Source organism: Paracoccus broussonetiae, assembly GCF_031854425.1.
Taxonomy (GTDB): Bacteria; Pseudomonadota; Alphaproteobacteria; order Rhodobacterales; family Rhodobacteraceae; genus Paracoccus; species Paracoccus broussonetiae.
Genome location: NZ_JAVRQI010000005.1, coordinates 1 through 20,218 on the forward strand (window position 1 = coordinate 1; position 20,218 = coordinate 20,218).

Annotated in this window: 24 protein-coding genes and 1 tRNA gene; 10 read left to right on the forward strand and 15 right to left on the reverse strand. The window is 63.1% G+C overall.

What is annotated here, in order from left to right; genetic code table 11:
• The first annotated feature begins 203 nt into the window (after window positions 1-203).
• The 3 genes from RM190_RS07330 to RM190_RS07340 all read left to right on the forward strand — a co-directional run bounded on the left by RM190_RS07330 (window position 204) and on the right by RM190_RS07340 (window position 3,090).
• Window positions 204-953 (forward strand): NAD kinase, encoded by a 750-nt coding sequence (locus RM190_RS07330; RefSeq protein WP_311758765.1) that lies wholly within the window; start codon window positions 204-206, stop codon window positions 951-953.
• A 32-nt stretch (window positions 954-985) separates the two neighbouring features.
• Window positions 986-2,581 carry a peptide chain release factor 3 gene (locus tag RM190_RS07335; protein WP_311758766.1) on the forward strand — a complete coding sequence of 532 codons (1,596 nt, stop codon included), beginning with the start codon at window positions 986-988 and terminating at the stop codon, window positions 2,579-2,581.
• Window positions 2,582-2,646: 65 nt separating this feature from the next.
• On the forward strand, window positions 2,647-3,090 hold the full coding sequence (locus RM190_RS07340; RefSeq protein ID WP_311758767.1) for an acetyltransferase: 444 nt from the start codon (window positions 2,647-2,649) through the stop codon (window positions 3,088-3,090).
• Between the two features lie 67 nt (window positions 3,091-3,157).
• Here the strand turns inward: RM190_RS07340 and RM190_RS07345 are convergent, their stop codons facing one another.
• Window positions 3,158-3,580, reverse strand: coding sequence for an OsmC family protein (locus RM190_RS07345; protein ID WP_311758768.1), 423 nt, complete (start codon window positions 3,578-3,580; stop codon window positions 3,158-3,160).
• A 15-nt stretch (window positions 3,581-3,595) separates the two neighbouring features.
• Between RM190_RS07345 and RM190_RS07350 the strand changes: the two genes are divergently transcribed.
• Entirely contained in the window at window positions 3,596-4,576 is a 981-nt protein-coding gene (locus RM190_RS07350; protein WP_311758769.1) for a DMT family transporter, read from the forward strand.
• Here RM190_RS07350 and RM190_RS07355 read toward each other — a convergent pair.
• A complete protein-coding gene (locus RM190_RS07355) occupies window positions 4,573-5,709 on the reverse strand; it encodes a deoxyguanosinetriphosphate triphosphohydrolase (protein ID WP_311758770.1) in 1,137 nt (378 codons plus the stop codon). The two genes, RM190_RS07350 and RM190_RS07355, sit on opposite strands and share 4 nt — an antisense overlap.
• Before the next feature lie 75 nt (window positions 5,710-5,784).
• Here RM190_RS07355 and RM190_RS07360 point away from each other — a divergent pair, with 75 nt between their 5' ends.
• Together RM190_RS07360 and xth are read left to right on the forward strand one after the other, a co-directional pair.
• Window positions 5,785-6,120, forward strand: a complete 336-nt coding sequence (locus RM190_RS07360; RefSeq protein WP_311758771.1) for a HesB/IscA family protein — start codon at window positions 5,785-5,787, stop codon at window positions 6,118-6,120.
• 55 nt (window positions 6,121-6,175) lie between these two features.
• Window positions 6,176-6,961, forward strand: coding sequence for an exodeoxyribonuclease III (gene xth, locus RM190_RS07365; RefSeq protein ID WP_311758772.1), 786 nt, complete (start codon window positions 6,176-6,178; stop codon window positions 6,959-6,961).
• A 3-nt stretch (window positions 6,962-6,964) separates the two neighbouring features.
• On the opposite strand, the gene RM190_RS07370 is transcribed toward xth, so the two are convergent.
• Genes RM190_RS07370 through RM190_RS07380 form a run of 3 tightly spaced genes read right to left on the reverse strand, consistent with a single transcriptional unit; the run spans window position 6,965 to window position 9,305 of the window.
• Window positions 6,965-7,315: a hypothetical protein gene (locus RM190_RS07370; RefSeq protein WP_311758773.1), complete on the reverse strand. Its 351-nt coding sequence runs from the start codon at window positions 7,313-7,315 to the stop codon at window positions 6,965-6,967.
• Window positions 7,315-7,446 (reverse strand): hypothetical protein, encoded by a 132-nt coding sequence (locus tag RM190_RS07375; protein ID WP_311758774.1) that lies wholly within the window; start codon window positions 7,444-7,446, stop codon window positions 7,315-7,317. The genes RM190_RS07370 and RM190_RS07375 overlap by 1 nt, the downstream gene beginning before the upstream one ends.
• A gap of 2 nt (window positions 7,447-7,448) precedes the next feature.
• Complete coding sequence (locus tag RM190_RS07380) at window positions 7,449-9,305, reverse strand: extracellular solute-binding protein (protein WP_311758775.1); 1,857 nt, start codon at window positions 9,303-9,305, stop codon at window positions 7,449-7,451.
• 363 nt (window positions 9,306-9,668) lie between these two features.
• On the opposite strand from RM190_RS07380, the gene RM190_RS07385 reads away from it, so the two are divergent.
• The gene (locus RM190_RS07385) at window positions 9,669-10,451 is read left to right on the forward strand and encodes a 3-hydroxybutyrate dehydrogenase (RefSeq protein WP_311758776.1); all 783 of its coding nucleotides are present in this window, start codon (window positions 9,669-9,671) and stop codon (window positions 10,449-10,451) included.
• Here the strand turns inward: RM190_RS07385 and RM190_RS07390 are convergent.
• Entirely contained in the window at window positions 10,448-10,927 is a 480-nt protein-coding gene (locus RM190_RS07390) for a dihydrofolate reductase (RefSeq protein WP_311758777.1), read from the reverse strand. The genes RM190_RS07385 and RM190_RS07390 overlap by 4 nt on opposite strands.
• Entirely contained in the window at window positions 10,927-11,742 is an 816-nt protein-coding gene (locus RM190_RS07395) for a thymidylate synthase (protein WP_311759055.1), read from the reverse strand. The genes RM190_RS07390 and RM190_RS07395 overlap by 1 nt, the downstream gene beginning before the upstream one ends.
• A 200-nt stretch (window positions 11,743-11,942) precedes the next feature.
• On the opposite strand from RM190_RS07395, the gene RM190_RS07400 reads away from it, so the two are divergent.
• On the forward strand, window positions 11,943-12,326 hold the full coding sequence (locus RM190_RS07400) for a hypothetical protein (RefSeq protein ID WP_311758778.1): 384 nt from the start codon (window positions 11,943-11,945) through the stop codon (window positions 12,324-12,326).
• Between the two features lie 151 nt (window positions 12,327-12,477).
• The gene (locus RM190_RS07405; RefSeq protein WP_311758779.1) at window positions 12,478-12,921 is read left to right on the forward strand and encodes an SRPBCC family protein; all 444 of its coding nucleotides are present in this window, start codon (window positions 12,478-12,480) and stop codon (window positions 12,919-12,921) included.
• 15 nt (window positions 12,922-12,936) lie between these two features.
• Here the strand turns inward: RM190_RS07405 and RM190_RS07410 are convergent, their stop codons facing one another.
• From RM190_RS07410 to RM190_RS07440, 7 genes are all read right to left on the reverse strand, one after another.
• Window positions 12,937-13,689 (reverse strand): aspartate/glutamate racemase family protein, encoded by a 753-nt coding sequence (locus RM190_RS07410; protein WP_311758780.1) that lies wholly within the window; start codon window positions 13,687-13,689, stop codon window positions 12,937-12,939.
• A 27-nt stretch (window positions 13,690-13,716) separates the two neighbouring features.
• Window positions 13,717-14,424, reverse strand: coding sequence for an aspartate/glutamate racemase family protein (locus tag RM190_RS07415; RefSeq protein ID WP_311758781.1), 708 nt, complete (start codon window positions 14,422-14,424; stop codon window positions 13,717-13,719).
• Window positions 14,425-14,430: 6 nt separating this feature from the next.
• Window positions 14,431-15,153, reverse strand: coding sequence for an ABC transporter ATP-binding protein (locus tag RM190_RS07420; RefSeq protein ID WP_311758782.1), 723 nt, complete (start codon window positions 15,151-15,153; stop codon window positions 14,431-14,433).
• 4 nt (window positions 15,154-15,157) lie between these two features.
• Window positions 15,158-15,940, reverse strand: a complete 783-nt coding sequence (locus tag RM190_RS07425) for an ABC transporter ATP-binding protein (protein WP_311758783.1) — start codon at window positions 15,938-15,940, stop codon at window positions 15,158-15,160.
• Window positions 15,937-16,956, reverse strand: a complete 1,020-nt coding sequence (locus tag RM190_RS07430; RefSeq protein ID WP_311758784.1) for a branched-chain amino acid ABC transporter permease — start codon at window positions 16,954-16,956, stop codon at window positions 15,937-15,939. Before RM190_RS07430 ends, RM190_RS07425 begins: the two co-directional genes overlap by 4 nt.
• 10 nt (window positions 16,957-16,966) lie before the next feature.
• Window positions 16,967-17,836 (reverse strand): branched-chain amino acid ABC transporter permease, encoded by an 870-nt coding sequence (locus tag RM190_RS07435; protein WP_311758785.1) that lies wholly within the window; start codon window positions 17,834-17,836, stop codon window positions 16,967-16,969.
• Window positions 17,837-17,911: 75 nt separating this feature from the next.
• Window positions 17,912-19,099 (reverse strand): ABC transporter substrate-binding protein, encoded by a 1,188-nt coding sequence (locus RM190_RS07440; RefSeq protein WP_311758786.1) that lies wholly within the window; start codon window positions 19,097-19,099, stop codon window positions 17,912-17,914.
• 208 nt (window positions 19,100-19,307) lie between these two features.
• Here RM190_RS07440 and RM190_RS07445 point away from each other — a divergent pair, with 208 nt between their 5' ends.
• Window positions 19,308-20,006, forward strand: coding sequence for a GntR family transcriptional regulator (locus RM190_RS07445; protein WP_311758787.1), 699 nt, complete (start codon window positions 19,308-19,310; stop codon window positions 20,004-20,006).
• A gap of 62 nt (window positions 20,007-20,068) precedes the next feature.
• Here RM190_RS07445 and RM190_RS07450 read toward each other — a convergent pair.
• Window positions 20,069-20,158 (reverse strand) — tRNA-Ser (locus tag RM190_RS07450).
• Window positions 20,159-20,218: the final 60 nt, after the last annotated feature.

The following is a 20,218-nucleotide window of genomic DNA, read 5'->3' on the forward strand; positions in this document are numbered from 1 at the left end:
CCTGCCGGATCGCGCCGAAAATCTCGGGGTCCCGGCTGTCCAGCGTCTCGGTGAAGAATCCGGTGTCGGTCATCTTGTCCTCATGTGAAGCGGCTCGTCGGCCTCATAGACCGAATTGCCGCCCCCGGCTAGGATGGATGCGACGCCCGGGCGGTAGATCTTTCATGCTTGCGCCCCCCGCATCCGCCGCCATGATGGCGGCCATGAAGATGCATTTCATTTCCAGCAGCACCGAGGCCGCCTCAAGCGCGGCAGAGGCGCTTTCCGCGCGCTATGGCCATGTTCCGATCCGCGAGGCCGAGGTGATCGTCGCCCTTGGCGGGGACGGGCTGATGCTGAACGTGATGCATCAGAATCGCGGGATTCCCGTCTATGGGATGAACCGTGGCACCGTCGGGTTCCTGATGAACACCTATTCCGAGGAGAACCTGCCCGAGCGCATCGCCGCGTCCGAACAGACCGTGACGAACCCGCTGGCCATGACCGCGGGCACGACCGACGGGCATGAACATTGCGCGCTGGCGATCAATGAGGTCAGCCTTTTGCGCGCGGGTCCGCAGGCCGCGCGGCTGCGCATAACCGTGAACGGCCAGGTGCGAATGGAAGAGCTGATCTGTGACGGCGCGTTGCTTTGCACGCCTGCCGGATCGACGGCCTACAACTATTCCGCGAACGGCCCGATTCTGCCGCTTGATTCCGATGTGCTGGCGCTAACCGCGATCGCGGCCTTCCGCCCGAGGCGCTGGCGGGGGGCGATCCTGCCCAAGGCTGCGACGCTGCGCTTCGAGGTGCTGGAACCGGACAAGCGCCCGGTCATGGCCGATGCCGACAGTCGCGGCGTTGATTCGGTCCTGTGGGTCGAGATCCGGTCCGAAACCTCGATCAGCCACCGCCTGCTTTTCGATCCCGGCCACGGGCTGGAAGAACGGCTGATGCGCGAACAATTCGTTTGAGGCTTTCCGTCCGGCGCGGTAAAGGGCCGGGCATGAGCAACCTTCCCGTCCTTCCGCCCGAAATCGCCCGTCGCCGGACCTTTGCGATCATTTCGCACCCGGATGCCGGAAAGACCACGCTGACCGAAAAATTCCTGCTGTTCGGTGGCGCGATCCAGATGGCCGGGCAAGTCCGTGCCAAGGGCGAGGCGCGGCGCACGCGTTCGGACTTCATGAAGATGGAGCAGGACCGCGGGATCTCGGTCTCGGCCTCGGCGATGAGCTTCGAGTTCGGTCCCTATCTGTTCAACCTGGTCGACACGCCCGGTCACAGCGACTTTTCGGAAGACACCTATCGCACGCTGACCGCCGTGGACGCTGCGATCATGGTGATCGACGGGGCCAAGGGCGTCGAAAGCCAGACCCGCAAGCTGTTCGAGGTCTGCCGGCTGCGCGACCTGCCGATCCTGACCTTCTGCAACAAGATGGACCGGGAAAGCCGCGACACGTTCGAGATCATAGACGAGATCCAGGAAAACCTGGCCATCGACGTCGCCCCCGTCAGCTGGCCGATCGGCATGGGCCGTGATTTCATCGGGGCCTATGACCTGCTGAATGACCGGCTGGAGATCATGGACCGCGCGGACCGCAACAAGGTCGCGGAGTCGATCCAGATCGCGGGGCTTGACGATCCGAAGCTGGCCGAACACGTGCCGGCCGACCTGCTGGCCAAGCTGCGCGAGGACCTGGAAATGGCGCGCGAACTGCTGCCCGCGTTCGACCGCCAGAGCTTCCTTGAAGGGCATCTGACGCCGATCTGGTTCGGCTCGGCCATCAACAGCTTCGGCGTCAAGGAACTGATGAGCGGCATCGGTGAATTCGGTCCGCAGCCCCAACCGCAGAACGCGGCCGAGCGCCAGATCAGCCCGGATGAGAAGCCCGTGACCGGTTTCGTCTTCAAGGTTCAGGCCAACATGGACCCCAAGCACCGCGACCGCGTGGCCTTCGTTCGCCTTGCCTCGGGACATTTCGAGCGGGGGATGAAGCTTCTGCACGTCCGTTCGAAAAAGCCGATGGCGGTGTCAAACCCGGTCCTGTTTTTGGCCGCCGACCGCGAACTGGCCGAAGAGGCCTGGGCCGGCGACATCATCGGCATTCCGAACCACGGCCAGCTTCGCATTGGTGACGCGTTGACCGAAGGCGAGGCCCTGCGCTTCACCGGTATCCCCAGCTTTGCGCCGGAGCTGTTGCAGACCGTGCGCGCGGGCGACCCGATGAAGGCCAAGCATCTGGAAAAGGCCCTGATGCAATTCGCAGAAGAGGGCGCCGCGAAGGTCTTCAAGCCGATGATCGGCTCGGGCTTCATCGTCGGTGTCGTGGGGGCCCTGCAATTCGAGGTTCTGGCAAGCCGTATCGAGATCGAATACGGCCTTCCGGTGCGCTTTGAATCCTCGCAATTCACCAGCGCCCGCTGGGTGTCGGGACCGAAAGACAAGGTCGAGACTTTCGCGAATGCGAACAAGGGCCACATGGCGCAAGACCACGACGGCGATCTTGTCTATCTGACGCGGCTGCAATGGGACATCGACCGCGTGCAGCGCGATCATCCCGAACTGAAGCTGACTGCGACGAAAGAGATGATGGTGTAAAGGCTGGGCGACCGGGCAGCCGCCTGGGGCCACAGTGCGCGATGGACACCATTGAAAGGTGGGGCATGTTTGAACTGCGAACTTCGACCGATCTGGACCTGCCGCGTGTCATGGAAATCTGGCGGAGCGCGGTAGACGCCACCCATGATTTTCTCTCTACCAACGACCGAAACGCTATCGAGGCGGAGGTTCTGGGCTTCTTTCCGCAGGTGCGTTTGATCCTTGCGATCGATTGCTCCGGAACCGCGCAGGGCTTCATGTTCCTGCATGACGGCCATCTTGAGGCACTTTTCGTAGACCCACGCCAGCACGGCAAAGGAGTGGGAAAGGCCCTTGTTCAGGCGGCGCTTGCCGATCATCCTGCACTGACGACCGATGTGAACGAACAAAATCACAAGGCGCTCGGGTTCTATAAGCACATGGGATTTGAGCCGATCGGCCGATCGACGCATGACGGACAGGGTAGACCATATCCGCTCATCAATCTCGGATATCGAGCCGCGCCTTGATCGACTGTTTTGTCCAGCCCAGTTCAGCCCGGCGCAGGGTCGCGCCGGGCCGCATGCTGCGTCAGCTTTAGCCCACGGTCACGTCAAGCGTCACCTCGGCGTTCAGCACCTTGCTGACGGGGCAGCCTTTTTCGGCCTGACGCGCGCAGTCCTCGATCACGGCCGGATCGCCATTGCCCGTGATCCGGGTGACCAGATGCGCGGTCTTGATGGCAAAGCCTTCGCCCTCCTTGTCCAGCCCGATCTGCGAGGTGGTCTCGATCTTCACATCGGTCACGCCGGCACCCTGAAGGATCATCGACAGCGCCATGCTGAAGCAGGCGGCGTGCGCCGCGCCGATCAGTTCCTCAGGGTTCGTGCCGGGCTTGCCTTCGAAACGGGTGTTGAACCCATAGGGCTGGTCCGACAGCGCGCCGGATTTGGTCGATATCAGGCCCTTTCCGTCCTTGAGCCCGCCTTCCCATTTCGCGGAACCAGAATTGACGATCATGGTCACTCTCTCCTGATGGCTGAAGTTGCGCGTCCCAACGCATCAGCCCTTGCGTGGGTTCATGCCGCGACCTATGCCGCCCGGAAAATAGGGGTGGAGCAAATGCCGGTTCATGAACTGGCAGCACTTGGCGCGGCCATGTGCTGGGCGTTTACGGGGATCTTGTCACAGGGCGCGGCGCAGGCGCTGGGGCCGTTCGGCTTCAACCGGCTGCGCCAATCCATGGTTGCGGCCATGCTGGCGGTGATCGTTCTGGCCACCGGGCGCTGGCATGGCATCGCCATGGGCGATCTGGGGCGGCTGGCGCTGTCGGGGCTGATCGGGATCTTCATGGGGGACACGCTGCTTTACGTCGCGCTGATCCGCCTTGGCCCGCGCCGGTCCGGGGCGCTTTTTGCGCTGAATGCGCCGATGGCCGCGGTGATGGGCTGGCTGGTCCTGGGCGAGGCACTGCCACCCTTGGCCATCCTTGGGGTGATCCTGTCGACATTGGGGGTCGCCGTCGCCGTGCTGGGTCGGACCGGTCGTTCAGGCGGCCACCGGTTCGAGGCGGTCAATGGCTCGGTCTGGGTCGCAGCCGCATACGGGTTGCTGGCGGCAGCGGGGCAGGCGCTGGGGTCGCTGATCGCGCGCCCGGTGATGGCGGGGGGCTTTGACCCCTATGCGGCGTCGCTGATCCGGGTTTCGGTCGCGGTCGCCTGCCTGATCCTGCTGATGGCGCTGCCGATCCGTGCCGTGCGCGCCACGGCCCGGCCTACGCCGGCGGTGCTGGGGGCGACCGCCTTGTCCGGCCTGATCGCAATGGTCGTCGGCATGACCATGCTGATGTTCGCCCTGCAAGGCGGCAAGGTGGGCATCGTGTCCACACTGTCGGCGCTGTCGCCGGTGCTGATCCTGCCGATCCTCTGGGTCTGGACCGGCGTGCGCCCCTCGGGCGCGTCATGGGCGGGGGCGCTGATCGCGGTCGCGGGCATGGGGCTGATCTTTTTGACCTAGCCCAGCAGGCGCTCTGCTTCCTGAATCGCGAAGCGGTCGGTCATGCCGGCGACGTAGTCCAGCACCACGCGCGCCCGTCCGGTTTCATCGCCCGCGGCCTCGGCAGCGGCAAGCCAATGGTCCGGCATCTTCGAGGGATCGTTCAGGAACAGCGGAAACAGGCCGTTCAGCATCTGTGTCACGCGCTCGCGTTCGACCACGACCGAGGGGGCGCGGTACATGCGCTGGAACAGGAACAGCTTGATCGCCTTGAGATTCTGGTAAAGCGGCTTCGAGAAGCGGATGATCGGCCCCTCCATGTCGCGGATGTCCTGCACGGATTGCGGCTGAAGGCTGTTCAACCGGTTCTGCGCAACGGCGATCACATCCTCGACCATGACCCCAAAAACCCGGCGCAGCGCCTCGTGCCGGCGGCGCATCGGGTCAAGGCCGGGATGCAGCGCGTCGACTTCGGCGAAAGCCTCGCCCACGACGGGAAGCTGGGACAGATCCTCTTCGGTGAACAGGCCGGCGCGCAGCCCGTCATGCAGGTCGTGATGGTTATAGGCCACGTCATCGGCGACGGCGGCCACTTGGGCCTCGGCGCTGGCGTTCCCCGCAAGCTCCAGGTCCCATTCGGCATTCACCTCGGCCAGCGCATAGGGCAGAGGGCCAGTCACCGGGCCATTGTGCTTGGCGATCCCCTCAAGGCTTTCCCAGGTCAGGTTCAGCCCGTCGAAATCGGCATAGTGACGTTCCATCCGGGTGACGATGCGCAGGGCCTGTGCATTGTGGTCGAAGCCGCCATAGGGGGCCATCAGGGCCGCCAGCGCGTCCTCTCCGGTATGGCCGAAGGGCGGGTGCCCAAGGTCATGGGCCAGGGCCACCGTTTCGGCCAGATCCGTGTTCAGGCCCAGCACGCCCGCGATGGTCCGGGCGACCTGCGCCACCTCGATCGTGTGGGTCAGGCGCGTGCGGTAATAGTCGCCTTCATGTTCCACGAAGACCTGGGTCTTGTGTTTCAGCCGCCGAAACGCCGAGGAATGGATGATCCGGTCGCGGTCACGCTGCCAAGGACTGCGAAAGGTCGACATGCGTTCGGGCCAGTGGCGACCGCGGCTTTCTTCGGGCTGGCAGGCATAGGGGGCGTTCATGTCGTCCGGCGTTCCTTGCGGGGTCTTTCCCCGAAGCCTATATTCCAGTTCCAAGGACGGAAACGGGAACGCCCCATGAACGTAGAGTTGAACTTGCCCCCCAGGGTCACCCCGCGCGCTTTTGCGCGGCTGGCCGAAATCAATGCGGATGGTCCGGTGCGCCCCCTGCGCGTCGCGGTGGCAGGCGGCGGCTGCTCGGGCTTTCAATACGATATCCGGCTGGACGACCCGGCCGAGGATGACCTTGTCCTGAACGGAGACGGGCAAAGCGTTGTCGTGGATCCCGTCTCGCTGCCATTTCTGGCGGGCGCGACCATCGATTTCACGGATGAGCTGATCGGGGCGCGTTTCGTCATCGACAACCCCAATGCCTCGTCGTCCTGCGGGTGTGGCACCTCGTTTTCGATCTGATCCGGCTTTCGATCTGATCTGGCCATGTGCGTGGCGCGCGGCTAGTCTGCGCGCCATGAAAATCGCGACCTTCAATATCAACGGCGTCCGCGCCCGCATCGAAACCCTGACCGGCTGGCTTTCCGAGGCACAGCCGGATGTCGTGGTCCTGCAAGAGATCAAGACCCAGGACGAAGGCTTTCCCGCCGATCCGATTGCTGATCTGGGCTACAATATCGAAACCCACGGGCAAAAGGGCTTCAACGGCGTCGCGATCCTGTCGAAGCTGCCGATCGAGGACGTGATGCGCGGCCTGCCCGGCGACGATGCCGACGAACAGTCGCGCTATATCGAGGCAACGGTGGTCGGTCAGCGTGCAGTTCGCATCGGCGGGCTGTATTTGCCGAACGGCAATCCGCAGCCGGGGCCGAAATTCGACTACAAGCTGGCATGGATGAAGCGGCTTCGCGCCCGCGCCAGTCACCTGCGCATGCAGGAAATGCCGACGATCCTTCTGGGCGATTACAACGTCATCCCCGAGCCGCGCGACGCGGCGGCCCCCGATAAATGGGTCGATGACGCGCTGTTCCAGCCGGAAAGCCGCGCCGCGCTGCGCCGGATCCTGAATGACGGCTGGACGGATGCCATCCGGCTGCGTGATCCGGACAACGCCCGTGGGCCCTTTACCTTCTGGGATTACCAGGCGGGGGCATGGCAGCGGGACAACGGCATCCGCATCGACCATATCCTGCTGTCGCCACAGGCGGTCGACCTGCTGATCGACACTGGCATCGACCGCGACGAACGGGCCAAGGACAAACCCAGCGACCACGTTCCGGTCTGGGTCGACCTGGACGCCTGAGGTCTAGTCGCGGGGGCGATCCCCGTCGCCGCGCACTTCGTCATCGTCGCCAAAGCGGGCGTCGTCATCATATTCGTCTTCGCCCTCGCCAAGATATTTCGACGACAGCGCGATGGAATGATTGTCATGCGCCGGATCCATGACGATGTCCGAGGGGATTTCCCCCGCCAGCCATTCGCGGATTTCGTCGCGCGTCTCGGCGGTTTCCTGACCGGTCACCTCCGAAATGTAGCGGATGAAGGCGCGCTGGTCGCCGTCGATCTCTTCCAGTTCAGCCTCGTCGGCCTCGGGCCATTTTTCGATGATCGCCTCAAAAAAAGCAGACCAATTCTCGCTGACATGCACCCACTTCATCAGTAACCGCCGCCTCCTCCGATGTTGCCCTGCGCCCAATGCGACGCGCCGGTGATGTCCTGGCCGACGCCAGCGACAGTGTTGCATCCGGCCAACGCCAGAAGGACGACAAGGGTTGCGAACTGCCTCACGATCAATTCCTTTCTTCTTGCCACCAGGTGTCTGGCATGAATCCCGGCCAGTCGCCATAAAGTGGAGTGTTTTCAGGATAATGCATCTCTGACTTGTGCGCCAAGCGGGAAATCCGGGAATAGCTAACGGGGATCACGAAGCGGCCGGCGGTCAGAATGCGGTCCAGCGCGCGGACCGCGGCGCGGTAATCCTCGGGTGTTTCGGCGCGGCCCATCTCGGCGATCATCGCCTCGGCCGCGGGCGAATTCATGCCCATCCAGTTGCGGCTGCCGGGCTTCGTCACGCCTGCGCTGCCCCAGTAAAGCAGCTGTTCGTTGCCCGGAGACAGCGACAGCCCGCGCTCATACCAGGTCATGTCGAACTGGTAATTGTTCGTCCGTTCGACATATTGCGCGGAATCAAGCTGGGTCACGCGGGGCTGGATGCCCAGGTTGCGCAGCGATTCCACGAAGATGTCTACGATCTGCCGCATCTCGGAGCTGGAGCGCATGGCGCTGCCCGACTGGTTCAGCAGGATCTCGAAGGCAAAGGGGCGTCCTTGCGCATCCTGCAGTTCGCCGTCGCGCACCGTCCAGCCGGCTTCGGCCAGCAGCTTCAGCGCGGCACGGATCCCCTTGCGGTCGATGGCGCGGTCGCCCCCTTCCGGCAGGCGATAACCGTCGAGCGTGCCGGGCAAAAGCTGGTCGGCAAAGGGGGCAAGCAACTCGGCCTCGCGACCGGTGACGGGGCCGGGCTGCATCGCCAGGTCCGAGTTCGAGAAATAGCTGGTGATCCGCGCGTCCTTGCCCCCTGAAAGCGTCATGTTGATGAAGCGATAGTTGAAGGCCTCGATCAGCGCCTCGCGCACGCGCCAGTCGGCAAAGATCGGATTGCGGGTGTTCATCACCAGCCCCATGATTCCCGACGGCCGCTGATGCGGGATCTCGGATTTCACGACGCGGCCGTCTCGAACGGCGGGAAAATCGAAGTCGCGGTCCCAGCGCGCGGCGACGAGTTCGCGCCAGACATCCGTTTCACCGGCCTTGAAGGCCTCGAACATGGCATTGGCGTCGCCGAAGTAATCGAAGCGGATTTCGTCGAAATTGTTCAGGCCCTTGTTCACCGGAAGGTCGCGACCCCAGTAATCGGGATTGCGCCGAAAGGTGATCGCACGGCCGGGATCGACCTTGTCGATGACATAGGGGCCAGATCCGATCGGCGCCATCAGCCCCGATTGCGAGAAGTCGCGGCCCTGCCATTGCGCCTTCTTCAGGATCGGCCGCATGCCCATCAGCATCGCCAGTTCCCGGTCGGCGGTGTTGAAGGTGAACCGGACCGAGCGTGGCCCCGTCTGCTCCATCTTGGCGACCTTGGACCAGACGGCGGTATAGCGGGGATGGCCCTTGGTCCCCAGCGTCTCATAGGACCACATCACATCCTCGACCGTGACCGGGCTGCCATCCGAAAAACGGGCCTCGGGGCGCAGGGTGAATTCGACCCAGCTGCGGTCGGGATCGGTCTCGACGCTTTCGGCCAGCAGGCCGTAAAGAGTGAAGGGTTCGTCGATCGAGCGCATCATCAGCGGCTCGGCCAGCAGGCCGGGCTGGGTGAAGATCGGCCAGACCGGGTTTCCCATCAGGATCCAGGGATTGAGCGAATCGAAGCTTCCCGACTCGGCCAGACGAATCGTTCCCCCTTTGGGCGCGTCCGGGTTGGCATAGGGCAGGTGGGAAAAGCCCGCCGGAAGCGCGGGTTCTCCATACATTGCAAGGGCATGCATGGGTTCCGCGGCGCTTGCCAGCGGCATCGTTGCAACACAGGCCAACACGGCGAAGGCGCGACGGATCGCGGATTCGTTAGCAAATTTGAAGAATCGCATGCTCGATCGCCCTGTTTTTCGGGTCTGTGGTTTTACGAGGGTCGAGCTTAGCGCCACGATTCCCACGAGGCAAACTTACCCATTGGACTCATCTGGGGAAAAGCGTATAGATAAAGCACTGCTCGATAGGTTTCTTGCCTGTATGAAACCTGCCTCATGACTAGCGCCCGCCTTGTGCGGGCGCATTTTTATTGGGTCAAAGCCCATTTTCAACAGGGGCTTGTCGCCAGCTGTGCGCGTCGCGCGCGAGCGCGCATATCACGGAAAAATGTAGCTTCGGCCACGCGGCCGGCGGGGTTGTCTAGCCCGTGGTTTTTCCACATCCTGCCCCCTGAACGGTGAAACAGGGTTGGGGAGACGGGAATGTTCCAAAGGTTTCTGCAGGGCAAGACGGCGGTGGTCACTGGGTCGAATTCCGGCATCGGGCTTGGCATCGCGGTCGAACTGGCCAAGGCGGGGGCCGATCTGGTCCTGAACAGCTTCACCGATACTGATGACGACCACGCGCTTGCGGCAAAGCTTGCTTCCGATCATGGGATTACGGCGCGCTATCTGCAGGCCGACATGTCAAAGGCGCAGGATTGCCGCGCGCTGATCGAAAAGGCGGGGGCCTGCGACATTCTGGTGAACAATGTGGGCATCCAGCATGTCGCGCCGATCACCGATTTCCCGGCCGAGAAATGGGATGCGATCATTGCGATCAACCTGTCCTCGGCGTTTCATACAACCGCGGTGGCGCTGCCAATGATGCAGAGCGCGGGTTGGGGTCGGATCATCAATATCGCTTCGGCCCACGGGCTGACCGCCAGCCCCTTCAAGTCCGCCTATGTCGCGGCCAAGCACGGGATTGTCGGTCTGACAAAGGTGACGGCGCTGGAAACCGCGCGCGAGCCGATCACCTGCAATGCCATCTGTCCCGGCTATGTGCTGACGCCCATCGTCGAAAAGCAGATCCCGGACCAGATGAAGACCCACGGCATGAGCCGGGAGGACGTGATCGCCAAGGTGATGCTGCAGCGCCAGCCCTCGGGCGACTTCGCCACGGTCGAGCAGATGGGCGGCACCGCCGTGTTCCTGTGTTCGGCCGCGGCGGACCAGATCACCGGCACCACGATCTCGGTCGACGGGGGCTGGACCGCGCTTTAACGGCGGCGCAGCAGCTCGCGCAGCGTGCAGGCCGGCCCGTCGCCCGGCAGCGCGCGGCGCGAGATCTCGGTCCATTCGGCCTCGTCGAAGGTCGGGAAGAAGGCATCGGCGTCGGGGATGTCCAGCGCCACCTCGGTCAGCATCAGCCGGTCGGCCAAAGGCAGCATCTCGCGATAGATGGCCTGTCCGCCGATGCCGTACATCCGGCTGTGGCCCGCATCAGTGGCCATCGCCATCGCTGCCGGGACCGAGGGCGCGACATGTTCCGCCAGCGATGCATTGCGGGACACCACGATATTCAGCCGGTTCTTCAAGGGATTCACCGGCAGGCTGTCCCAGGTCCGGCGGCCCATGATGATGGCGCCCCCGGTGGTTTCGCGCTGGAACATCTTCAGGTCCTCGGGCGAATGCCACGGGATCTGGTTGTCCTTGCCGATGGCCGAGTTGCGGGCGCGTGCGACGATCAGGGTCAGCATCAGACGGCCACCGGAGCCTTGATCGCCGGAGCGGGGTCATAGTCCAGAAACTCGAAATCCTCGAAGCGGAAATCGAAGATCGACGACACATCCCGCGTGATCCTCAGTCGGGGCAGGGGACGGGGCTCGCGCGCCAACTGCGTCTGCACCTGCTCCAGGTGATTGGAATAGATATGCGCGTCTCCCATCGTGTGGATGAAGTCGCCCGGCTCATATCCCGTCACATGGGCCAGCATATGCGTCAGCAGCGCGTAAGAGGCGATGTTGAACGGAACGCCCAGGAACATGTCGGCTGAGCGCTGGTAAAGCTGCAGATGCAGCTTGCGGCCCTGGATGCGGACCTGCCACAGGGTGTGGCAGGGCGGCAGGGCCATCTGGTCCACCTCTCCGGGGTTCCAGGCCGAAACGATCAGGCGGCGCGAATCCGGGGTTTTGCGGATGCGCTGGACCAGTTCGGCGATCTGGTCGATTTCGCCCACCACGACACGTCCGTCCTCTTCGCGCACCGTCGGGAAATGCCGCCACTGGTGGCCATAGACCGGGCCAAGATCGCCGTCGTCATCCGCCCATTCGTCCCAGATCGAAACGCCATTGTCCTTGAGATAGCGGATGTTGGTGTCGCCAGACAGAAACCACAGCAGTTCGTGCACGATCGAGCGAAGGTGCAGCTTCTTCGTGGTGACCAGCGGAAAACCCTGATCCAAAGGATAGCGGCATTGCATCCCGAAATGCGAGATCGTGCCCGTCCCGGTCCGGTCGGTCGAGGGCACGCCCTGTTCAAGAACGGTGCGAAGCGCGGAAAGATACTGGCGCAAGATCGGCTCTCCGGTTTTTGGGGGCACGGGCAGGCCCTGAGTTGGTCAGGATTAGCAATCATCGCGGGCCGTGCAAAGTCCACAACTGCTGTTCACGCCATTCGCACATCTCGATTAACGATATAAACTATCGTGTATATCGTGTATGCTTGTGATGCGGATTCGAGCCGCATAGCGTCAGTATGAGAGAAGCCATGCTCATGGAAATCGGCACGGGGGATGCGACGCCTGGTCTGGCGGAACGCATCCTGGACCTGCTGTTTCTCGCGACGACCAGTCCGGGAAATGCCGAACGGCTGCTGCCGGCCAGTCGCTGGCATGCCGTCATGCGGACCTCTCATTGGAGCGTCAGGGTCGCGGGCCCCCGCTGGTTCATGATCTGGAGCGGGGACCATGTCCGTCTGGCGCGGCGCCGCGTCATCCTTCTTCCGCGCCGCTGGGTCGGGCTGACGCGGGCTGAAAACCTGGCGTTGGCACAGGACCAGTTGGCCCGAAGCGAACCTGAGGCGCGCCAGTTGCGTCCCGGCCTCGCCCTGCGCGAGGCGCAACGCCGCATCGGCCGGGCCCTTTCGCGGCACTGTTGAAGGCTGCTGGCCCTCGGGTTTGCGCGCGGGGCCGATCTTGCTATGCTGCCGTCAGGTCAGGGGCGGCGCCCCGCGCGGCCGGTTCGCCTTGTATCCCTGTGTGCCCGCCGCTCATCCGTGCCCGCCCCCTGCCGCAGCAGGAGGAGAAATCATGCCCAGCACGATCCGCCTTCACCGAGTGATCGCGACCCGGCCGGAAAAGGTCTATCGCGCCTTTCTGGAAAGCGATGCCATTGCAAGCTGGTTGCCGCCCCATGGCTTCCTTTGCACCGTACATGAGCTGGACCCGAAGGTGGGCGGCCGCCACAGGATGTCCTTTCGCAATTTCACGACCGGCAAGAGCCATTCGTTTGGCGGCACCTATGTCGAGCTCATCCCGTCACAGCGGCTGGTCTATACCGACAGCTTCGACGATCCGAACCTGCCCGGAGAGATGCGCGTCACCGTGACCCTCAAGGCAGTGTCCGTCGGCACCGAGATCAATATCGAACAGCAGGGTGTGCCGGATGTGATCCCGCCCGATGGCTGCTATCTTGGCTGGCAGGAATGCCTGCAAAAGCTGGCCCGGCTGGTCGAGCCGGAAATCAGCGAATAGACCCCAAGCCCGCGGCTATTTTCCTGCTGCCAGATCGGACAGGGCGGCAGCAGTCGCGGCGCTGACCGCGACGACCAGCGGCACCCCGACCTTGTCCTGGATCCGCAGGGCTGGGGCGGACAGCGGGCCGCCGCCCATGATGATCGCCGAGACCTGCTTTTCGGCCACCGCTTGCCGGACCGCGTCGGTCAGCGCCGCGTCAAGCGCAGTTGGATCCTTGACCAGTTCCTTGGGATCGCCGGGAGTGACGGTCACGCCGCGATACTGGCTGCCATAGCCCAGGGCCTCGGCCCGAAGGCGGAAGGATTCGATCAGTCCCGGATCGGGCGTGACCGTCACGATCGAAAATGGGCGGCCGTCCCGGGCAGCCTCGTGAAAGGCAGCCTCGCCGATGCCATAAAGGCCAATGCCGGTGACGCTTTCGCGCAGCGCATCAAGTCCCGGATCGCTGAAGGCCGCGACGATCACTGCGGCGACGCCCGGCTCTTTCGCGGCCTGCTGCCCGATCGCGGCGACTCCCTTGGCGGCATTCTCCATGTCTTGGGGCGTGGTCAGCAATGCAGGGACGCCCTCGTTCGTGCGCTCGACAATGACCGCACGGTCCCCGGCGACGCCACGCGCCAAGTCCGCCATGGATTTCGTCGCCTCGGCATTCGAATTCGGGTTGATCAGGACAATCACCGGCGGCTCGGCCAGCACCGGCCCGGCAGAAATGGCGGCAAGCATTGCGGCACCCAGAAGCAGCGGGAAACGGCGGGGCAGGGTCATCGGTCTCTCCTGTCTGAATTGGGACGATCAGGCATAGGCAAGTTTCTGGCGTGGCACGGGGGCATATCCGCCCAGCCGGGAGGTGCGCAGCCGCAGCCTGACCATCGCCTCGCACAGACTGACGGCGCAAACGACGCCGTCCAGCACCGGCAGGCCGTGTTCGGCCGACAGCCGTTCGGTCAGGTCGGTCATTCCGGCGCAGCCCAGCACGATGGCCTCGGCCCGATCCTCGGCAACGGCGCGACCGATCTCGTCGGTGATCCGGGCATAGGCATTGCTGCCCGGATCCTCCAGTTCCAGCACCGCGACCTCGGATGAGCGCACGCGCGCGCATCGCGCCGCCAGCCCATAGCGGTGAAGGTTGTGTTCCAGCGCCGGGACCGACCGCGCCAGCGTGGTCACGACCGAGAACTTGTTCGCGATCATCGAGGCCATGTGATAGGCCGCCTCGCCGATGCCGATGATCGGCTTGTCGGTCAGGCAGCGCGCGGCGTCCAGCCCGGTATCGTCGAAGCAGGCAATCACAACCGCATCGACGTCGGGCGTGTCGCGGATCACCTGCAACAGTCCCGGCAGGCACATCGCCTCGTCATAGAAGCCTTCGATCGAAGGCGGCCCGCTGGTCGGGTTCGCGGCGATGATCTCGGTCCCGGCCGAGGCGATGCGCCGCGCGGCGGCCCCGATCTTTTCGGTCATCGCGGCAGTGGTGTTGGGGTTCAGAACCAGGATGCGCATGTTCCCTCAGACCTCTCCGCCGAGATAGGCGGCCTTGACGCGCGGATCGTCCAGAAGCTCGCGCGAGTTTCCCGCCAGCACGACCTGCCCGGTGGACAGCGCATAGGCGCGGTTTGAAATCGACAGGGCCATGCGGCTGTTCTGTTCGACCAGCAGCACCGAGACGCCTTCGTCCCGGCTGATCGCGACGATGGCCCGCGCGATGTCCTGCACCAGCTTGGGTGCAATCCCCAGCGAGGGTTCGTCCAGCAGCAGCAGTCGGGGCCGCGCCATCAGCGCGCGCCCGATCACCATCATCTGCTGTTCGCCCCCCGACAGGGTGCTGGCCTGCTGGTTGAAGCGTTCGCGAAGCCGCGGAAAGCGGGTCAGCACGCTGTCCAGCGTCTGCTGGATCCCCGCCTTGTCGCTTCGGGTAAAGGCGCCCATCAGCAGGTTGTCCTTGACGCTCATCAATGGAAAGACGCGCCGGCCCTCGGGCACCATGGCGATGCCCTTGCGGACGATCTCGGCCGCCGGGGTTCCGTCCAACCGGTTCCCCATATAGCTGATCGAGCCGGACTTGATCTTTCGCAGCCCCGTGATCGCCCGCAGGATCGAGGATTTTCCGGCCCCGTTCGCGCCGATCAGCGCCACTGTCTCGCCTTCGTTCAACTGGATCGAGACGCCCTTCAGCGCATAGACGTGATCGTAATACAGTTCGACATTGTCGAAGCTCAGCATTGTGGTCATGCGCTCAGATCCCGATCGCGGCGTCTTCCGAGCCCAGATAGGCCTCGATGACGCGGGGGTTGGCCTGGATGTCGGCGGGAGTGCCCTCGGCGATCTTTTCGCCGAAATTGATGCAGACGATCCGGTCCGAGATCTTCATCACCGCGGGCATGTCATGTTCGACCAGCAGCACCGTTACCCCGCGCTCGTCGCGCAACCGGCGAACAAGGGCGACCATGCGCATCGTTTCGTCCCGGTTCATGCCGGCGAAGGGTTCGTCCAGCAGGATGACCTTTGGGTCGGTGGCCAGCCCGATCGCCATGCCAAGAGCGCGCAGATGGCCCTGCGGCAGGGTCGATGCCAGTTCGTCCCCGATCTCTGCCAGTCCCAGGAAGCCGATGATCTCGTCGGCCGAGCGGGCGAATTCCGCCTCGTCAGAACGAGCGGCGGATGTGCCGAGGAAATATTCCAGCAGGCTGGCGCGAGAACGCAGGTGATGCGCGACGATGACGTTCTCTCGCACGGTCATCGAGCGGAAGATGGTGGTTTCCTGAAAGGTCCGCACAACGCCCATGCGCGCCACCTTATGCGGGGGCAGGCCCGAGATGCGCTGACCCTGAAAGATCACCTCGCCGCTGGTCGGTCGCTGGAAACCCGCGATCTGCTTGAACAGGGTGGATTTCCCGGCCCCGTTCGGCCCGATCACGGACAGGATCTCGCCTGCGGCGACGGTAAAGCTGATCGCGTTGTTCGCGGTAAGGCCACCGAACTTCTTGGTGACGCCGCGGACTTCAAGGATAGGGGTCATTTCCCGCCCTCCTTCCGGTCAAAAAGGCTGAGAACACCGTTCGGCAGCACCAGCATCAGCGCGATCATGATCCCGGAATACAGCAGCAACTGGTATCGTCCGGTCGCCGACAGCAGATCCCAGCCGAAATACAGAAGCAGCGTCCCCAGCATCGGCCCGAAGACATAGCCCAGCCCGCCAAGGAAGCAGTAGAGCATGAAGTTCACGCTATCCTGTACCACGAAGGAAGAGGGGTAGATGGATTGCGAGATCGACACGAACATCGCCCCCGCGACCCCGCCGAAGAAGCTGGAGATCGCATAGGCCAGCACCCGCAGCCATGCGGTGTTTACGCCGATCGAGGCGGACAGTTCCTCGTTTTGCTGAAGGCTGCGGCACAGGTGCCCCAAGCGCGAATTCACGATCCGCCACATCACCAGATAGGCCAGGATCATCAGCGTGGCGGCGACGAAATAGAACGCCTGCCGCGGATTCTGCAGCGTCGCGAAATCGGGGATCAAAGTGATGCCGAAGACCGACAGTGCCCCCGGCATCGGGATCGAGGTGATCCCCTTGGCCCCGTGTGTGACCGGCAGGGCCAGCGCGGTCAGGCGTGCCACCTCGGTCAGGACCAGTGTGACCATCGCGAAATAGACCCCGCGCAGGCGCAGGATCGGCAGCCCGATCAGGACCGAGATCAGCGCGCAGAACAGCCCCGCCAGCGGCAGCGTCAGCCAGAAGCTGACCCCGACTTGCGTGATCAGGATCGCCGAGACATAGCCCCCCGCCAGCGCATAGGCGCCCTGTCCGATGTTGATGCGGCCGATATAGAAGGTCAGCCAGACCCCTGCTGCCCCGATGGACAAAAGCGCCACCGAGGTCAGCGTGTAGTAGAAATCCCACCTGCCGGATGCCGCGATCAGCATCGGGACGCCGGCAAAGACAAAGGCCAGGAAGGCGGCCACGCCCAGCAGGCGTGGCATTGACAGGGCCTTGCCGGACTTCAGCGAGGGACGGCTTTGGGTTTGGTTCGGCATGTTCATGGCATCAACCCCACGGCTTGCCCATAAGCCCCTGCGGACGGATCGCAAGGAACGTCATGAGCGTCGCGAAGATGACCAGATAGGTCACGTCGCCATACGAGGACAGGACCGACAGGCCCACGCTTTCCATCATGCCCAGGATGAAGCCTCCGGCGATGGCACCCGAGATGACACCGGCGCCGCCGATCATGATCATCAGGAAGGCCTTGACCGAGGTTGGCCCGCCCATCCCCAGGTTGACGCCCGTGATCGTGACCAGAAGCGCACCGACCAGCCCGGCCAGCATCGCCCCCATCGCGAAGCCCAGCATCGAATAACGGTCCACATCCACGCCCATCAGCTGCGCTGCCGTCCGGTCTTGCGCCAGGGCCCGCATCGCGCGACCTGCCTTCGAATACTGCATGAACAGGATGAACCCCAGGATCAGGGCGATCGCCAATACCCCGATCAGGATGCGGTCATAGGGCATGATAAGGCGGAAATCCCAGTTGAAGACTCCGTTGACGATCTTGGGCACGCCGCGCTGCTTTTCCCCGAACAGAAGCAGGATCAGCGCGTCCAGAAAAAAGGCGATCCCCGCCGCCAGCAACATCGTGGATTCGTCGCGCTTGGATCTTCGGATCACGGGGCGGAACAGGAAGCGCTCGATCAGCGCGCCCATCACCCCCAGCACCAGCGCCGAGGCAATCAACCCGACGATGAAAGGCAGTCCCAGCTGCGAAACGACCGTGTAGCAGACAAAGCCGCCAAAGACATACATCTGGCCGTGCGCAAAGTTCAGCACGTTCATCAAGGAAAAGATAAGTGTCAGGCCCAGGGCGATCAGTGCGTATTGCGCACCCAGATACAGCCCGTTTGCGATGATCTGTTCCATTCCGCACCCTGTGTTTGAAAGCCGGGGGCCGGTCGGGCCGGTCCCCGGGGCGCGCGTGCGCTTTTGTGGGCCGTGTCAGTCGACCTGCGCCACGAACAGGGTCTGGAAAGCCCCGTCCTTGTATTCGTTCACCACCAGCGGGACCGAAATCTGCCGTTTCTGCTGGAACGAGGTCGTGCCGACGTAATGAAGCTTGGCGTCACCGACCATGAAGGGGTTCGGGGCCTCGAACGTGTCGATGGTCTTCTTGTATTCGTCGACATTGTCGATCGCGGCAGGGTTCGCTTTCAGCGTCTCGATGATGTATTCAAGCGCATAGACCTTGGTGTTCGACTCGTCATTATATTCGCCGAACATCTTGGTATAGCGATCCACGAATTCCTTCATCGCGTCGCTGGCCAGTTCGGGGGTCGAGGCTCCGCCCACCGAAATGAAGCCATTCGCCAACTCGCCCGCGCCTTCGGCCAGAACAGCCGCATCCTGCGCCGTTTCGGTCGAGATCAGCCCCTGATAACCCAATTCGCGGGCCGAGCGGATCAATTGCGGCGCATTGGCCGGTGATACGCCGGACAGGACCAGCAGATCAGGCTGCGTCTGGATGACCGGCAGCAGCACCGGGGTGAAATCGGTGGTATCGACCTGATACGTCACCTTGTCCGAAACCACTTCCAACCCAAGGGCCTTTGCTGCCTCGACCCCGGAATCGCGTTGGCTCAACGGATCGGATTCATTGGCGGCGACAAAGGCGATCTTCTTGATCCCCTTGTTGTCGATCAGGTATTTGTAAATCGCCGGACCGGATTGGTAATTGGCGACCATGCCCAGGATCGCATTCGATGCCGGGGCGACATAAAGCGTTTTCGGAAAAGCATAGGGGAAATAGATTATGCCCTTCTGTTCGGCAACCGGGCGCACGGCGGCGGCGCCGTCATCGACGTTCGGGCCGACGACGTAATGGACGCCTTCCTGCGCCATCTTTTCCATGCCGGCAATGGCGCGCTTGGGATCCTTCTGGTCGTCGAAGGGCACGATCTGGATATCATAGGTCGTATCCCCGATCTTGACCCCACCCAATTCGTTCAGCCAGGCGGCACGGGCTTCCATCGATCTTTGGTTTGAAATCCCCCAAGCCGCGGCAGGCCCCGAGGTGACGCCGACGAAACCGATCTTCAGCTTGGCGTTTTCGGCATGGGCGGCCGAAAACATCACCATGCTTGCCACGGCCGCAAGCGCGGTGGTTTTCAGAAAGTTGCGACGCTGCATTTCAGTGCTCCCTGTTATTTGGGCCGTCCGCAACTGACTCCGATAGATGCGGAGGCGTTTATGAAACTGATCTGACACACTCATGGTGATCTTGTTAACGGTTCTGTCAAGCGTTCGTTAACAATATGGCTAAAGCCGAATTCTTGCCGTAGATTTCAAATGCACCTATTTCCTTGGGCCGCAGCATATTACGGGGGATCAAGCGCCGATGAACTATGCCGAAGCACAGGGCGAAGGCACCGATATTGGCGAAGAAGACATCGTCGAGCACATATTTGAGGCAGTCGTGGATCAGCGATTGCCGCCGGGCACGAAACTTTCCGAATCGGCCCTGTGCGAGGCATTCGGGGTCGGTCGGATGCGGATCCGTCGCGCGCTTCTGTTGCTGGCCAGCCAGCAGATCGTCGACCTGCACACGAATCGCGGCGCTTTTGTCGCAAGCCCCACCGCCGAGCAGGCGCATGAAGTATTTGAAGCACGCCTGACGCTGGAGCCTTCGATCACGAGGCTGGCCGTCGCGCGTGCCACCGATGCCGACATCGCCGCATTGGCCGAGCATATCGAGCTTGAGCATCAGGCCCATCATTCGGGGCGTCGCCGGGATGCGATCCGCCTGTCCGGGCAGTTCCACGGGCTTCTGGCGCAGGTCGCCGCCAATTCGGTCATGTCCCGGATGATGCGGGAACTGATCACGCGAACCTCGCTGATCATCGGGATCTTCGGCGCGCAGGACATGACCGATTGCCGCGACCACGATCACTCCAGCATCGTCGATGCGATCCGCGACCGCGACGCGGATCTGGCGGCTGAACTGATGCGCGACCATCTTGCGCAGATCAAGCGCGACCTTGACCTGACCGAACGCAGCACCGGCCAACTGGACCTGGTGGCAATCCTGAAACGCTAGCGACAGCCAAGGATGGCTGGCGTTATGCGTCTGATTTTCTGGGAAGAAAAACCACAACCAAGTGGCGGAGAGGGTGGGATTCGAACCCACGGAACCCTTGCAGGCTCAACGGTTTTCGAGACCGCCCCGTTCGACCACTCCGGCACCTCTCCGCGCTCTTGGGTGGTGGCGGGGATTTAGACGGGCCGGGGTTGAAGCGCAAGGGGGTTCGG

Coding starts and splice junctions, on each gene's coding strand:
- RM190_RS07330 (WP_311758765.1), top strand. CDS start 204: ATGAAGATGCATTTCATTTCCAGCAGCACCGAGGCCGCCTCAAGCGCG.
- RM190_RS07335 (WP_311758766.1), top strand. CDS start 986: ATGAGCAACCTTCCCGTCCTTCCGCCCGAAATCGCCCGTCGCCGGACC.
- RM190_RS07340 (WP_311758767.1), top strand. CDS start 2,647: ATGTTTGAACTGCGAACTTCGACCGATCTGGACCTGCCGCGTGTCATG.
- RM190_RS07345 (WP_311758768.1), bottom strand. CDS start 3,580: ATGATCGTCAATTCTGGTTCCGCGAAATGGGAAGGCGGGCTCAAGGAC.
- RM190_RS07350 (WP_311758769.1), top strand. CDS start 3,596: ATGGCTGAAGTTGCGCGTCCCAACGCATCAGCCCTTGCGTGGGTTCAT.
- RM190_RS07355 (WP_311758770.1), bottom strand. CDS start 5,709: ATGAACGCCCCCTATGCCTGCCAGCCCGAAGAAAGCCGCGGTCGCCAC.
- RM190_RS07360 (WP_311758771.1), top strand. CDS start 5,785: ATGAACGTAGAGTTGAACTTGCCCCCCAGGGTCACCCCGCGCGCTTTT.
- xth (WP_311758772.1), top strand. CDS start 6,176: ATGAAAATCGCGACCTTCAATATCAACGGCGTCCGCGCCCGCATCGAA.
- RM190_RS07370 (WP_311758773.1), bottom strand. CDS start 7,315: ATGAAGTGGGTGCATGTCAGCGAGAATTGGTCTGCTTTTTTTGAGGCG.
- RM190_RS07380 (WP_311758775.1), bottom strand. CDS start 9,305: ATGCGATTCTTCAAATTTGCTAACGAATCCGCGATCCGTCGCGCCTTC.
- RM190_RS07385 (WP_311758776.1), top strand. CDS start 9,669: ATGTTCCAAAGGTTTCTGCAGGGCAAGACGGCGGTGGTCACTGGGTCG.
- RM190_RS07390 (WP_311758777.1), bottom strand. CDS start 10,927: ATGCTGACCCTGATCGTCGCACGCGCCCGCAACTCGGCCATCGGCAAG.
- RM190_RS07400 (WP_311758778.1), top strand. CDS start 11,943: ATGGAAATCGGCACGGGGGATGCGACGCCTGGTCTGGCGGAACGCATC.
- RM190_RS07405 (WP_311758779.1), top strand. CDS start 12,478: ATGCCCAGCACGATCCGCCTTCACCGAGTGATCGCGACCCGGCCGGAA.
- RM190_RS07410 (WP_311758780.1), bottom strand. CDS start 13,689: ATGACCCTGCCCCGCCGTTTCCCGCTGCTTCTGGGTGCCGCAATGCTT.
- RM190_RS07415 (WP_311758781.1), bottom strand. CDS start 14,424: ATGCGCATCCTGGTTCTGAACCCCAACACCACTGCCGCGATGACCGAA.
- RM190_RS07420 (WP_311758782.1), bottom strand. CDS start 15,153: ATGACCACAATGCTGAGCTTCGACAATGTCGAACTGTATTACGATCAC.
- RM190_RS07425 (WP_311758783.1), bottom strand. CDS start 15,940: ATGACCCCTATCCTTGAAGTCCGCGGCGTCACCAAGAAGTTCGGTGGC.
- RM190_RS07430 (WP_311758784.1), bottom strand. CDS start 16,956: ATGCCGAACCAAACCCAAAGCCGTCCCTCGCTGAAGTCCGGCAAGGCC.
- RM190_RS07435 (WP_311758785.1), bottom strand. CDS start 17,836: ATGGAACAGATCATCGCAAACGGGCTGTATCTGGGTGCGCAATACGCA.
- RM190_RS07440 (WP_311758786.1), bottom strand. CDS start 19,099: ATGCAGCGTCGCAACTTTCTGAAAACCACCGCGCTTGCGGCCGTGGCA.
- RM190_RS07445 (WP_311758787.1), top strand. CDS start 19,308: ATGAACTATGCCGAAGCACAGGGCGAAGGCACCGATATTGGCGAAGAA.